Origin of the sequence: Acinetobacter lwoffii, from assembly GCF_049367455.1 — a bacterium.
Taxonomy (GTDB): Bacteria; Pseudomonadota; Gammaproteobacteria; order Pseudomonadales; family Moraxellaceae; genus Acinetobacter; species Acinetobacter lwoffii_W.
On the sequence record NZ_JBMPXW010000001.1, the window covers coordinates 892,232 to 906,100 of the forward strand.

Genomic DNA, 13,869 nt, shown 5'->3' on the forward strand with positions numbered 1-13,869 from the left:
CTAAAAAATCAAACTTGGGAACCCATGCGTTCAAAACATTTAAGTAGGGTTAAATATTTTTATTAATATTCAAATACTTAAAATTTGTAAAATCGTACTCGACTAAAGCATAAATGCAAGATTTCTGAGAAATACATATCTTTTCAACAGGATATGAAAATAAATATAGAACGGAGTTTTACAATGGTTAGCGCATATGATGAATTACCGCGTACCCCCGCGAATTTTGTAGCCTTATCACCTTTACGCTATCTTGATCGTGCAGCTTATATCTATCCAAATCAGAACGCGATTATTCACGGTAAACGCCGGATCACCTGGCGTGAGAAATACAACCGTTGCCGTCAGTTTGCCAACCAACTCCAAAAATTAGGCATCGGTAAAAATGATACCGTGTCTGTCCTGCTGCCTAACGTCCCTGCCATGATCGAAGCACATTTTGCTGTACCGATGGCAGGTGCAGTGCTTAACACATTAAATACCCGCCTGGATGCCAAGACACTTGCCTTTATGCTGGAGCACGCTGAAAGCAAAGTGCTCTTGGTCGATCCTGAATTTACTGCGCTTGCCACAGAGGCGCTCACTCTAGTTTCACAAGACATCTATGTGATTGATGTGGCCGATGCAGAGTTTGAAGGTGAAGATAAGCGTATTGGTCAAATCGAATATGAAGACTGGATTGCGCAAGGCGATGCAAACTTTGAATGGCATTTACCTCAAGATGAATGGGATGCCATCAGCTTAAGTTATACCTCTGGTACCACCGGCAATCCGAAAGGCGTGGTCTATCATCATCGTGGGGCCTACATTAACGCGGCTAGTAACATCATTGCCTGTGGCATGACACCACGCGCCACCTATTTATGGACACTACCGCTGTTCCACTGTAATGGCTGGTGCTTTGCCTGGACTATGGCGGCTAACGGCGGAACCAACGTTTGCTTGCGTAAAGTCGATGCTGAACTGATCTTTAAACTGATTGCTGAACATAAAGTCGATTACTTCTGTGGGGCACCGATTGTCCTGTCGATGCTGATTAACACACCTGAAGAGAAAAAGACCAAAATTGATCACCGTGTCGAAGTGATGGTTGCGGGTGCTGCACCGCCAGCTGCGATTATCGAAGGCATGCGCAATATCGGCATTAATGTCACGCATGTTTACGGCTTGACTGAAACCTATGGCCCTTCTGCACTGTGCGCATCTCAAGCAGGCTGGAGCGATCTGTCTATTCAGGAACAGGCACAGTTGCACTCCCGCCAAGGCGTACCGTATCCATTGCAAGATGGCATGAAAGTGCTTGATCCGGATACCATGCAAGAAGTGCCACATGATGGTCAGACCATGGGTGAAATCATGTTCCGTGGCAATATCGTGATGAAAGGTTATCTGAAAAATCCTGAGGCGACCGCTGAAGCCTTTGCTGGTGGCTGGTTCCATACAGGAGATCTGGCGGTATGCCAACCGGATGGCTATGCCAAAATTACCGACCGTTCCAAAGACGTGATTATTTCCGGCGGGGAAAATATTTCATCGCTTGAAGTGGAAGAAGTGCTGTATCAGCATCTGGCAGTGCTGACTGCGGCGGTAGTCGCAAAGCCTGATCCACGCTGGCAGGAAGTTCCTTGTGCCTTTATCGAACTCAAAGAAGGAAAAAAAGCCACGGAAGAAGAAATTATGGAATTTTGCCGTGAGCATCTGGCCCGCTTTAAAGTGCCTAAGGATGTGGTGATTACCGAAATTCCAAAAACTTCGACCGGAAAATTGCAGAAATTTGTTTTACGTGAATGGGCCAAAGAGCGCGCGCAAGGTGAATTCTCTTAATTCCATACAAACGTGTTCTTTCAAAATCTACTCAATAAAAAATCGTGCTAAGAAAACTTAGCACGATTTTTTATTGAAATAACCTTTCCCAAACCTTCTCCTCTAAGGAGAGGACTTTAAGGAACTTACATCTCTACCATTTCCACGCCATCAATACGGGCAACGGTCATCAAGTCCTTATCACCACGACCTGAAACCGTCGCAATAATAATTTGATCCTTGTCCATGGTCGGTGCAAGTTTGGTCACGTATGCCATGGCATGTGCGCTTTCTAACGCCGGAATAATACCTTCAATCTTGGTCAAGTCACGGAAACCTTGTAAAGCTTCCTGATCATTGATCGGTACGTATTTCACGCGCTCCATATCTTTCAGGAAGCTATGTTCCGGACCCACACCTGGATAATCCAGACCTGCAGAAATTGAATGGGTTTCAATAATCTGGCCTTGTGCATCCGACATCAGATAAGTTCGGTTACCATGCAGCACACCGACATGACCGGCATTCAGTGGCGCAGAATGTTTACCTGATTCAATCCCATGACCTGCTGCTTCAACGCCGTACATTTTCACATCTTGGTCATTCAGGAATGGATAGAACAAGCCCATGGCATTGGATCCACCACCGACACATGCGACCAGTGCATCTGGCAGACGGCCTGCCTGTTCCAGAATCTGACGGCGTGCTTCACGACCAATGATCGACTGGAAATCACGAACCAGTTGCGGATAGGGATGTGGACCTGCCACGGTACCAATCACATAATAGGTTGAATCAACATTGGTCACCCAGTCACGCATGGCTTCGTTCATGGCATCTTTCAAGGTTTTAGAGCCACTTTCTACTGGCACAACCGTCGCGCCTAATAAACGCATACGGTAGACGTTCATCGCCTGACGTTTTACATCGTCTGCGCCCATGAATACTACGCATTCAAGACCTAAACGTGCTGCAATCGTTGCCGTTGCTACACCGTGCTGGCCTGCCCCTGTTTCGGCAATAATACGTTTCTTGCCGGAAAGCTTCGCCAGTAAGGCCTGACCGATTGTATTATTTACTTTGTGCGAACCGGTATGATTCAGGTCTTCACGTTTCAGGTAAATCTGTGCGCCACCCAACTCTTTCGACCATCGTTCAGCATGATATAAAGGACTCGGACGACCGACGTAAAACGCCATGTCACGGTCAAATTCTGCCAAAAACTGCGCATCATCTTTCATACGGAAATAGAGCTTTTCCAAGTCTTCTAAAGCCGCCATGAGTGTTTCTGACACAAAACGTCCGCCATGAATACCGAAATGCCCGCGTTCATCCGGGAATTGGGTATAGTCAACTGCCTGACTGTTCTGGCTAGTACTTTGCTGATCCACGATGGACTCCTTGCATAAAGCGTTCTATGAGTTGTTGGTCTTTAATACCTTTTGCGGTCTCGACACCGCCACTCACATCGACGGCATACGCCTGTGTGGTGAGAATTGCCTGTTCAATATTGTCAGGATTTAAACCGCCTGCCAAGATCAAGGGAATATTGAGTTTGGGAAATGTGTCCCAATCGAAGCTGTGCCCTGTGCCACCTTTCAGATCAGGATGCCATGCATCTAATAGCACTGCGCTTGCGCCTGCATCTTGATAACCTTGAATTTCTGCGACTGCATCCAGATCAGGTTTTACCTGAATGGCTTTATACCAACGGCGTCCGACCTGCTGGGCGATAGCCTGACACTGTTCAGGTGTTTCATCGCCATGAAATTGTAAAATATCCAGCGGTATTTTATTTAAAATCGCCTGGATTTCATCTGCGTGACTATTCACAAATAAACCCACCGCCTGTACATAAGCTGGAACCGACTGAATCAGGATTTCAGCCTGCTCTAAAGTGACATGCCGCGGACTCGGTGGATAAAATACAAATCCTATCGCGTCACAGCCAGCATTGGCTACGGCATGTACATCTTCAACTCGGGTGATTCCACAAATTTTGGCACGGGTTCGCATATTATGTTGGCTCTAGATCTACCAATGTATTGAACAATCTGTAAGATTGGGGCAAATCATTGTAATGCAATTTTTCTGACTTGCGTAAAAGTTCATCCGGATTATTCTCGATGCAGATTGTTTATAAGGCATACAAACTTTATACTGCGCTCACTTTGCAGCAAGTCCAAGCCTTCAGGCTTTAGGGAAGCTGGTGTAAATCCAGCACTGCCCCCGCAACGGTAAAAAATGAAACGTCTATCAATTTAAACTCTTCGGTTTACACCACTGCATCTTGATGTGGGAAGGTGGATATACAGCAAAGTCGCTGCTTTGCACATTTAAGTCCGGAAACCTGCTTGTTGTGTTCTATAACTCAATCATTCACGGGGAAGTGAATGTAGGGAGCAATTCATGTCTATTCAATTTCAACCTACTGCCTTGGTAGGTGCGATCGCACTTGCGTTGGGTACCACTTCATCTGTTTTTGCTAACGAGCAAAAAGTTGCGAAAGCATCTTTAGATACCATTGTGGTCACGGCATCACGCAGCGAACAAAATATTGAAAATGTGCCGATGCGTCTAAATGTGATTGATGAAAAAACGATTCAACAATCCCCTATTGCTGACTTACCTTCATTATTAACGAAAGAAGCAGCGCTATCAGTCAAACAAGTGGGTGGCTATGGTCAACCAGCTTCAATTTTCTTGCGTGGCAGCAATGCCGCACATACCTTAATTTTACAAGATGGTATGCGCTCCAATACCGCAACTGTTGCAGGTACAAATTTACATTTAATTGATAAGACAGACATTAAGCAAATTGAAATTCTAAAAGGCCCTGCATCGGTACAATATGGTACTGATGCAATTGGAGGTGTAATTCAACTCATTTCCAAAACACCGACAGAAAATAGTGCGTTTACAACGGTCGAAGTCGGTGAAAAAAATACCTACAAATCACTTGTCGGTGTTGATGCTGCTGAAAATGGCTATTACGCCCAAATTCGTGGGCAACGCCTAGAAACAGATGGTGACCAAATTATTAGCAATCAAGCTAAAAAAGCAGGTTTCGATCAAAAAGGCTATTCAGCGAAATTAGGCGTTGATCAAGACAACTTTGGATTGTCAGCGGAATTTAAAGAAAATGAAGGTCACGGCGACTACTTCTCTTCTGGTGCACCAGAAGCTTATGATTTCACCAATCGCCTTTATAATATTAAAGGTTATTTTAAGCTTAATCCAAATTTAGTGTGGGAAACTCGCCTATCACAATTTGAAGATGAATACGTAATTGTACAAAGCGCTTATCCATCGACTGTAATCACTGAACAACAAGAAATAGATTCCAATATTCAATGGCAAATCAACGCCGAGCATAAACTTCTTGCGGGTGTACATTACAATAAGACAGAAGCTGAAAGTTTAAACACCTTTAAAGATGAAAATGATAGCACTGGCTATTATTTACAGCACCAATATCAAAATGATGTCATCAGCACCCAAGCGGGTATTCGAGTTGAAGACAATCAGCAATTTGGTACACATAGTGTAGGACAACTCGCTGTTCGACATACCCTAAGCCCTACATCAAGTATTTATGCCAATGTCGGAACAGCATTTCGTGCCCCAGTTGTCGGGCAAATTATTAGTGAACCCGCTTGGTGGGGCGGTAATCCTGACCTACAACCAGAAGAAAGTGTATCTTATGAAATTGGTTTTGATCATCTAATCACCCCATCAATGACATTATACGGTTCTGCTTTTCAAACCCAAGTCGACAATATTATGGTCTCTAACGGAGATACCAACTGGGTATTTAAAAATATGGACAGCGCCACCTTTAATGGTGCTGAATTGGGTTTAAAATTGACACAAGATGACTTCTATGCCAATGCTGAATATGCGTATATTCAAGCTAAGAACGATGATAAAGATAAAGATTTGCCAAATCGCCCACGCCAAAACTTCAACCTAACCTTGGGTTGGGATAATGGTCAGTATGGTGCGTCCACGTCTTTAGTAGCTAAAGGTAAATCTAAGGAGGATAAAGGCCTTATTCCAGGCTATGCAGTCATTGATATGAATGCCTATTGGCAAGTGAATCCTCACTTAAAAACCTTTGTGAATATTCGTAACCTAGGTGATACCAATTACAAAACAGCATTTAATGATGCCACATCTTATTACATTGCCAGTGACCGCCTCGCTTCTATTGGAATCACTTTTAAATACTAAGCTCTAAACAGCAAAAAACTTTAAAACAGCGCAGTTTATGGATAATGTTATGACCGACATTATCCTTTTTTATTATCTTCATTAAAAATTCAAGGAACACATATGGGCCACCGTTTAAGCAAAATCTACACCCGCACAGGCGATTCAGGTACCACAGGACTCGGTGATGGCTCACGTGTTGCCAAAGATGATTTGCGTATCACAGCACTCGGTGATGTCGACGAACTAAATGCCGTGATTGGCGTATTACGTGCACAAATTTCAGCAAGTAACATTGAAGATCAAGCTACTTGGGATAAATCTTTAAGCCTGATCCAGCACTGGTTATTTGATCTGGGCGGTGAAGTGTGTATTCCGGGTTTTAATCTGGTGCAACCGGTATCGATTGAGTTTCTGGAAAATGATATCGACCGCATGAATGAAGCTTTGCCGATGTTAAAAGATTTTATTCTGCCTGCTGGAACGTTGGTGTGCAGCTTTGCCCATCAGGCCCGCGTTGTTTGTCGTCGTGCAGAACGCAGCGTGATGTCGGTACATCACCGTGACCAAAACATTCAGGCAGCGTCACTGCAACTACTTAACCGTTTATCGGACTGGTTATTTGTAGCATCACGTACCCTGCAACGTGCTGAGGGCGGTTCCGAAGTGCTGTGGCAAAAAAATATCAATGACAGCATCGAAAAGTAAAATTATGTTTCAAGTTGCTATCTAAAAATACACGTCAGATGTCTCTTGATTTTACAGAACATCTGACGAAAATAGAAAGTGTCACTCTTCTGTCACGTAGCCCTCGCAAAATGAACTTAACTTTCCCACTCATGAGCATCTTATGCGCATAATTGGTCATCGTGGTGCACGTGGCGAAGCCCCTGAAAATACCTTGGGCGGTTTTCAATATATTCAGGAGATCGGCATTCGCGCTGTTGAGTTTGATGTCCGTCAGCTCAAAGACAATGCCTTAATCATCATGCATGATGACGACTTTGTGCGTACCACCGGTTTGCAGAAGCATCTATACGAGTGTAACCGTCAAGATCTTACCCAATATAATCACGCAGTGGCCTGGTCAGAATGGAATAAAATTGAATCGACCCCACTGCTCGATCAAACCTTAAATGTCATTCGAAATTTCGAGCATATTGAAGTCGAAATTAAAAGCGTAGCATCTGAAGCAGCAGCTGAAAAAATCGCGTTTGAAGTCGAACAGCAGTTACAAGGCTATGAGCAGGCAGCTATTATTACCAGCTTTGATGCCAAAATTCTGGATGCTTTCAAACAGCAAAACTCACGTTTAAAACGCGGTTTATTGATTGAAACCGATGTCAAACATCAGGCCATTGATCAGGCGCTGGAACTTGGATGCTGTCATATTGGCTGGATGGATGAACTGGCCAGTAAAGACCTGATTCAGGCCACTCAGGCTGCCGAGTTGAATATCAGTGTCTGGACGGTCAATGATGTGACCCGAGCTAGACAGCTGCGAGACTGGGGCATTCAGGGGCTGATTACCGATTATCCAAAATTGATGCTACAACAACTCTAGATAATCTCTCTTAGCCTTGATTGATCTCGGTATTTCTTGACCCAGTTCATGTCGATAATACAATAAGGAAAGCGTGAATCGTCCTTAATCAGATTTTATTTGAAAGTGAAATAAAGTTGTCCAACATCTATATTCCGCAAATTTGCTGATAATATTGTAGAAATTATGAACAACCATTTTCCTCTGATTCATTCGGTTTCCATTTTCTGAAAGAGTGATAATCCTCAGTCACTTAGTAGGAAATCAGAACCCGTCTACGCTCGCAAAATGGTCACTTCTGCCCTACTAATTCTGTTACCGACAAGTACAATACAACCGTACAATAATGCTAGTGATGCCTTAGGGCACATGCTAATATGGACAAGATAGGCTGCTGTTAAAACCAACAGTAGTTTCTGCTTTTTGTTATACCTTCCGAGGTTCTAGGAGTGCTGTTGGAGATGAATGCTCCCTTACCCAAAGCCCCCATCAACTGGATTGCTGTGTTTGCATTGGTATTTTTACCGATTGTAGCCCTGATTGCGATTCCGTTGTATGCGTATCACCATGATTTTAGCGCTGCCGCTTGGATCAGTATGTTTGTTTTACTGGGCGTAAGCAGCCTCGGCATTACAGCAGGATACCATCGCCTGTGGGCACATCGTGCTTATGAAGCCACTTTACCATTAAAAATCATCTTGATGATTATGGGTACATTTGCTGTACAGAATAGTATTTTATTCTGGGCATCTGGTCACCGTACCCATCACCGTCATGTCGATGATGTTGATCAAGACCCGTACTCGATCAATAAAGGCTTCTGGTACGCACATATTGGCTGGATGTTACGTGATTATCCATCTGGTGCTGCCAACTATAAAAATGCGCCAGATCTGTTAAAAGACAAAGTGGTGATGTTTCAGGACAAATACTACGTTCCTTTAGTAATAGCTGTTCATGCCGCGATTTTATTGCCAATTGGCTGGGCAGTCGGCGATGTCTGGGGCGTATTGCTGTTGGGTGGATTAATGCGTTTAATCCTGAGCCATCATGTAACCTTCTTCATTAACTCGCTATGCCACATGTGGGGAAATCGTCCTTATACCGATGAAAATACTGCACGTGACAACTTCGTACTCGCGGTTGCAACTTGGGGTGAGGGTTATCATAACTATCACCATATTTTCCAATACGATTACCGTAACGGCGTAAAATGGTGGCAGTATGATCCAACCAAATGGTTGATCTGGACTTGTTCTAAACTTGGTTTAGCCAAGAACTTGCGCCGTATTCCTAGCTTTAATATCAAAAAAGCGGAATTGGCAATGAAGTTTAAATATGCCGAACAGGATCTTGCGGTGTATGGCCATGATGTGTCTGAAGATATCTCGGCGGTAAAAACCAAGATCGCACAGGAATATGATGCATTTACCCAAACTTTAAATGACTGGGCGAAGTTGAAAGAACAAGAAATTCAGGTCAAGAAAGCGTCTATGGCTGAAAAAATCCATCAGATGGATGACAAGCTGAAAGTTGAATTCCAGCTGGTTGAACAGCGTCTTTCTCATCATCGTCAAACCTTGAATCTACTGGTTCGTAATTTGAAAAAGTCTGCAGTTTCTCAATAAAAGCTGTTGAACACTAAAGCCCCGATTGGGGCTTTTTTTATGTCCGAAAGATAACGTGAACTCTCGCTTATACAACAGTTTTATACAGCTATCTTTGTTATAGTAAATTTATTCCAATCCTGTACTGATGCCATGTATTTTAACTCTCGCTATCAAACACTGCCCGCCCGCCTCTATCACCATCAAGTTCCGCTGCCGTTAAAAGGTGCGAAAGCCGGACATTTTAATGCAGCTTTAGCAGAGCAACTGCAATGGTCGGATGAAGACAAGGCGCAATGGGTCGAGATTTGTAGTGGTCAGAAAGTTTTTACTGAATTTGAACCCTTGGCTATGGTCTATGCAGGTCATCAGTTTGGACAATGGGCAGGACAGTTGGGAGATGGTCGCGGGTTGTTGATTGCGCAAATTCTGGATAAAAATAATCAGACCATTGACCTGCATTTAAAAGGTGCTGGTGCAACCCCTTATTCACGCATGGGCGATGGTCGTGCAGTACTGCGTTCAGTCATTCGTGAGTATCTGGCAGGTCATGCCTTAAATGCTTTAGGTGTAGCATCCAGTAATGCAGTTGGTTTTACTTCATCAATCCAAGGTATTCAGCGTGAGAAGCTAGAGCCGGGCGCGATGATGTTGCGTACTTCAGACTGTCATATCCGTTTCGGCCATTTTGAATGGATCAATCAGTATCAGCCAGATCTACTAGCTGAATTTATCCAGAAATGTATCGAATGGCATTATCCAGAATGCCTGCAAGCCGAACAGCCGATTCTGAGCTTTGCCACAAAAGTTATTCAGCGCACTGCGGTGATGATTGCCAAATGGCAACTGGTTGGTTTTGCACATGGCGTGATGAATACTGACAACCTGAATATTACCGGTTCAACTTTGGACTTTGGTCCTTATGGCTTTATGGAGCGCTTCCGTCCGAATTGGATCAATAACCACTCGGATTATCAAGGGCGTTATACCTATCAGCAGCAGCCAAGTATCGGACATTGGAATTTGTGGCAATGGTTAAACAATCTGGTCCCGCTCTGCCCTACAGATTATGACAAAGAACAATGGAAACAGGATTTAGCTGCATGTCTGGAGCACTATGAGCCAACCTTCTTGGAACATTATAAACATGGTTTAAACCAGAAAATGGGCTTGCCAAGTTTCCATAAAGACAGTTTTGACTGCGCAATGGCCTTTCTGCGAATTTTGCAAAGTGAACAACTGGACTACACCCAGAGTTTTATCCGTCTGCAAAATAAAGACTATGAAGCCATTAAAGATGATTGTCTGGACCGACGCCAGTTTGAAGCATTCTTGGCGCAATATGGATCTATCCGTGAACACCAGGATATAGAAGAATTGGATGCCGCCATGCAACTGGCCAATCCGCATTATATTCTGCGGAATCATATGGCACAGAAAGCCATTGAACTAGCAGAGCGGGATGATTTTTCTGAAGTAGACCGCCTGTTTAAATTATTGAGTCAGCCTTATCAGAAACAGCCAGATCTGGAACAGCCTGAAGATTTAGCACCATTGCCAAGTGACGTGCCAGAAGTGATGGTGAGTTGTTCGTCTTAATAAATAGACTCAAAAAACATGCAAAAAATTGATCAAACTAAATTGACACGTGAAATTATTGAAACAGCATATAAGCTGCTTACTCACAAACTCGCATTTGGAGGATTAATTACACATAACGAAAGTGCTTTCCAATTAGAATTAGGACATATTTTAAAAACACTTGGGCAGTTGTATGAGTTTAGGTTAAGCGACAAATTCCATTTAGAGTTTGAAACATTTTTACCTTTAAAAACAACGAGTATTAAGAGTCAATCTGAGCGAGCAAGAATTGATATTTTAATTCGTTATCAAGATGGTGATCATCAAACTTGTGCTGCTATAGAACTAAAATTCTTTAAGAAAAGTAATCATCGGGAACCTAACAACCGTTACGATGTCTTTAAAGATCTTTCAAATTTAGAACTTTACAAGAGAAATGGAATCGACATTTGTTATTTCATTCTCGCAACTGATCATGCCCACTATTGCAACCAAATAAAATATTCGGATGATACCCGTGATTTTGATTTCAGGCATAAAAGTACGTACAAAGAAGGAACGATATTAAGTTATAGAACTCCTAAGCCTTACGGAAACGATATTACACTCATGCAAGACTATGAGTTTTTATGGGACCAGATTAACGATTTATATTTTCTGAAAGTACAAGTTTAAATAAATGTGGATGGTTAATAATAACATCCACATTTATTTTTTAATCAATCTTCAGGATATTCAAAACGGTAGCCCACACCATACACCGCCTGAATCCACTCATGACGGTTGCCGGTTTCAGCTGCATCGGAAATCTTGCGGCGCAAATTCTTGATATGACTGTCAATGACACGGTCTGCCACATCAAAACTGTCCGGATTAATATGATCCAGCAATTGCGCACGTGAATAGACCTGTCCGACATGCTCCACGAATAACTCCAGCAAACGGAATTCGGTCGGCGTTAAATTCAAGGCTTTTTGTTGATACCAGATGCGCTGTTGTGATTTGTCCATACGGAATAAGTCATTGCTTTCCGGTTCTGATTTACGATCCAGACGACGTAACACAGCCTGTACGCGCGCAACCAGTTCTTTCGGACTAAATGGTTTACAGAGATAATCATCTGCACCCATATTCAGACCCAACACACGGTCAATTTCTTCAGTACGCGCGGTCACCATGATAATTGGCAAATCCGACTGTTCACGGACTTTACGGCAAATGGTCAGACCATCCATACGCGGCACCATCAAGTCCAAAATCATCAGACTCGGTTTACGCTGGGTAAAACTGTTATATGCTTCCTGCCCATCATGAAACATACTGACCTCAAAACCAGCAGCTTCCAGATAGTCTCGCACCAACTGTGCAAGTTCGATTTCATCTTCAACCAGCATGACATGTTTCATCAATATATTTCCTTTATGGTTTCACTTGTTTAGGAAAGCTCAGCTTGCATCGTAAACCACCCAGTGGTGAATGTGCAAAGCTTAAGCTGCCGCCCAGCGCCTGCGTAATTTTACATGATAATGCCAAACCCAGTCCGGTTCCGCCAGTCGCCCGGGTACGAGAATCATCGACACGGTAGAAACGCTCACCAATACGCGCCAGTTGTTCATCAGTCAGACCAAACGGACTATCATCGATATATAAGGTCCATTCTTTATCATCTTGTGTCGTATGAATATGCACCTGCCCGCCTGCTTCAGTATAGCGAATACTGTTACTGAGCAAGTTCGCCACAATCTGTTTAAAACGATCCAGATCCAGATTTAACTCAGTCCCCTCACCGTCTGCATTGACCGTCAATTCAGCCTGCTCAAAATTCGGCTGGAAGTTGATGAGTTCCTGCTGCACCACCTCCCACGGATTCACCGTCGAAAAATAGAATTGTAATTGCTGGGCATCGGCCTGTGCCAGCGCGGCCAGATCTTGGGTCAGTTTTTTCAAGCTGTTTACCTGAGCCAGCATGGATGCAAAATGTTCAGGCGTTGGTTTACGAATCCCGTCCTGCATCGCTTCAATCTGTGCCTGTAAGACTGCTAGTGGCGTTTTTAACTCATGCGAGGTATCTGCCACCCACTGACGGCGTGAGGTTTCATGCTGATCCAGAATCACCGCCAATGCATTTAATTCATTGGATAAATCACCTAATTCATCATTCCGGTTCACTTTAACCTGATATTGATAATTTCCTTGGGTCAAGGCACGTGTACCATTGAGCAAACGTTGAATCGGCTTTTTAAAATAAGTCGCCAATAACAAGGACGCAATCAGACTCGCCAAAATACTGAGTGCATAAACCAGAAATAAATAACGCTTCTGGTTACTAAAGAAATTGATACTTAAGGCATCATCCTGATCCAGAACCGGTTTTAAGCCCAAATAGCCGACAATCTGGTTATTCACCATAATTGGGCGATAAGAGACCTGCTCATCCGAAGCCTCACCGACCACAAAACGACGCTTGGCATCATACAGAGAAAGACGTGAACTGAGACCAAGACGATCCGGCATCTGGATAAACTGTTTCTTGCCGGTCGGCTGCTGTGCTGGCTGTTCCCCATTCTTGCGATCAGCCCTAAACAGATTCTGATTGGAGCTGAGCGGGAATTTCAAGCCTTCAAAGGGCTGAAACTGTGAAGGCAAATTAGATGCCAGCACACGTAATTCTTCTTCATTGACCTGACGTTGTGGCAGCGCCGGATCTACCATACTGGGTGCGACCTGAGCCAGAGTCTGTTCCTGAAAATAACGCTGCTGCAAGGCAATATCATACTGACGGCGTAACCACCAGCGTGACAAACGGTCATAATCATCCGGTGCGGCTTCACCTTCCATCTGGAGGATCTGTGCCTGAATCGCATTGCCCCAGTCCTGATAGACTGCATAGACATCTGCCAGATTTTCAATCACATAATCCAGCTTCTGCATTTCGACATCAGCGACATAACGGGCGAAATTACGCTGCATATTCAGATGCAATACACCCAGACTTACCGTGGTAATGACCAGCGTGGTCAACAGCACGGTCAAAAATAGACGTAATGCAATGGGAATGCGGCGAATGTTCAAAATAGAAATCTCAATTTTTCTTCTATATTCATTATTGTAGCGAACACCGCA

11 protein-coding genes and 1 riboswitch are annotated in these 13,869 nt (G+C 43.7%); of the genes, 7 read left to right on the plus strand and 4 right to left on the minus strand.

Going from position 1 to position 13,869, the window contains the following annotated elements; genetic code table 11:
* Positions 1-183 precede the first annotated feature (183 nt).
* The gene (locus ACO1B7_RS04335) at positions 184-1,824 is read left to right on the plus strand and encodes an acyl-CoA synthetase (protein WP_423089841.1); all 1,641 of its coding nucleotides are present in this window, start codon (positions 184-186) and stop codon (positions 1,822-1,824) included.
* A 125-nt stretch (positions 1,825-1,949) separates the two neighbouring features.
* On the opposite strand, the gene trpB is transcribed toward ACO1B7_RS04335, so the two are convergent.
* Together trpB and ACO1B7_RS04345 are read right to left on the minus strand one after the other, a co-directional pair.
* Positions 1,950-3,194, minus strand: a complete 1,245-nt coding sequence (gene trpB / locus ACO1B7_RS04340; RefSeq protein ID WP_423089842.1) for a tryptophan synthase subunit beta — start codon at positions 3,192-3,194, stop codon at positions 1,950-1,952.
* Positions 3,175-3,819 carry a phosphoribosylanthranilate isomerase gene (locus tag ACO1B7_RS04345; protein ID WP_423089843.1) on the minus strand — a complete coding sequence of 215 codons (645 nt, stop codon included), beginning with the start codon at positions 3,817-3,819 and terminating at the stop codon, positions 3,175-3,177. The genes trpB and ACO1B7_RS04345 overlap by 20 nt, the downstream gene beginning before the upstream one ends.
* Before the next feature lie 145 nt (positions 3,820-3,964).
* A riboswitch (cobalamin riboswitch) is annotated at positions 3,965-4,175 on the plus strand.
* Between the two features lie 37 nt (positions 4,176-4,212).
* Here ACO1B7_RS04345 and ACO1B7_RS04350 point away from each other — a divergent pair.
* The 6 genes from ACO1B7_RS04350 to ACO1B7_RS04375 all read left to right on the plus strand — a co-directional run bounded on the left by ACO1B7_RS04350 (position 4,213) and on the right by ACO1B7_RS04375 (position 11,421).
* Complete coding sequence (locus tag ACO1B7_RS04350; protein ID WP_423089844.1) at positions 4,213-6,036, plus strand: TonB-dependent receptor plug domain-containing protein; 1,824 nt, start codon at positions 4,213-4,215, stop codon at positions 6,034-6,036.
* 102 nt (positions 6,037-6,138) lie between these two features.
* Complete coding sequence (locus ACO1B7_RS04355; RefSeq protein ID WP_005103298.1) at positions 6,139-6,723, plus strand: cob(I)yrinic acid a,c-diamide adenosyltransferase; 585 nt, start codon at positions 6,139-6,141, stop codon at positions 6,721-6,723.
* 142 nt (positions 6,724-6,865) lie between these two features.
* Positions 6,866-7,579 carry a glycerophosphodiester phosphodiesterase gene (locus tag ACO1B7_RS04360; RefSeq protein ID WP_005103297.1) on the plus strand — a complete coding sequence of 238 codons (714 nt, stop codon included), beginning with the start codon at positions 6,866-6,868 and terminating at the stop codon, positions 7,577-7,579.
* A 440-nt stretch (positions 7,580-8,019) separates the two neighbouring features.
* Positions 8,020-9,186 carry an acyl-CoA desaturase gene (locus ACO1B7_RS04365; RefSeq protein WP_004647507.1) on the plus strand — a complete coding sequence of 389 codons (1,167 nt, stop codon included), beginning with the start codon at positions 8,020-8,022 and terminating at the stop codon, positions 9,184-9,186.
* Between the two features lie 132 nt (positions 9,187-9,318).
* Positions 9,319-10,764: a protein adenylyltransferase SelO gene (locus ACO1B7_RS04370; protein ID WP_005103296.1), complete on the plus strand. Its 1,446-nt coding sequence runs from the start codon at positions 9,319-9,321 to the stop codon at positions 10,762-10,764.
* An 18-nt stretch (positions 10,765-10,782) separates the two neighbouring features.
* Positions 10,783-11,421 (plus strand): hypothetical protein, encoded by a 639-nt coding sequence (locus ACO1B7_RS04375; RefSeq protein ID WP_005103295.1) that lies wholly within the window; start codon positions 10,783-10,785, stop codon positions 11,419-11,421.
* A 44-nt stretch (positions 11,422-11,465) separates the two neighbouring features.
* Here ACO1B7_RS04375 and ACO1B7_RS04380 read toward each other — a convergent pair whose 3' ends face one another.
* On the minus strand, positions 11,466-12,152 hold the full coding sequence (locus tag ACO1B7_RS04380) for a response regulator (protein WP_005261866.1): 687 nt from the start codon (positions 12,150-12,152) through the stop codon (positions 11,466-11,468).
* A 13-nt stretch (positions 12,153-12,165) separates the two neighbouring features.
* Positions 12,166-13,818: a sensor histidine kinase efflux regulator BaeS gene (baeS, locus tag ACO1B7_RS04385; protein ID WP_005261864.1), complete on the minus strand. Its 1,653-nt coding sequence runs from the start codon at positions 13,816-13,818 to the stop codon at positions 12,166-12,168.
* Positions 13,819-13,869: the final 51 nt, after the last annotated feature.

What these genes read in the sequence shown, in the direction of transcription:
- ACO1B7_RS04335 (WP_423089841.1), top strand. Translation starts at nt 184, where the DNA reads ATGGTTAGCGCATATGATGAATTACCGCGTACCCCCGCGAATTTTGTA.
- ACO1B7_RS04345 (WP_423089843.1), bottom strand. Translation starts at nt 3,819, where the DNA reads ATGCGAACCCGTGCCAAAATTTGTGGAATCACCCGAGTTGAAGATGTA.
- ACO1B7_RS04350 (WP_423089844.1), top strand. Translation starts at nt 4,213, where the DNA reads ATGTCTATTCAATTTCAACCTACTGCCTTGGTAGGTGCGATCGCACTT.
- ACO1B7_RS04355 (WP_005103298.1), top strand. Translation starts at nt 6,139, where the DNA reads ATGGGCCACCGTTTAAGCAAAATCTACACCCGCACAGGCGATTCAGGT.
- ACO1B7_RS04360 (WP_005103297.1), top strand. Translation starts at nt 6,866, where the DNA reads ATGCGCATAATTGGTCATCGTGGTGCACGTGGCGAAGCCCCTGAAAAT.
- ACO1B7_RS04365 (WP_004647507.1), top strand. Translation starts at nt 8,020, where the DNA reads ATGAATGCTCCCTTACCCAAAGCCCCCATCAACTGGATTGCTGTGTTT.
- ACO1B7_RS04370 (WP_005103296.1), top strand. Translation starts at nt 9,319, where the DNA reads ATGTATTTTAACTCTCGCTATCAAACACTGCCCGCCCGCCTCTATCAC.
- ACO1B7_RS04375 (WP_005103295.1), top strand. Translation starts at nt 10,783, where the DNA reads ATGCAAAAAATTGATCAAACTAAATTGACACGTGAAATTATTGAAACA.
- ACO1B7_RS04380 (WP_005261866.1), bottom strand. Translation starts at nt 12,152, where the DNA reads ATGAAACATGTCATGCTGGTTGAAGATGAAATCGAACTTGCACAGTTG.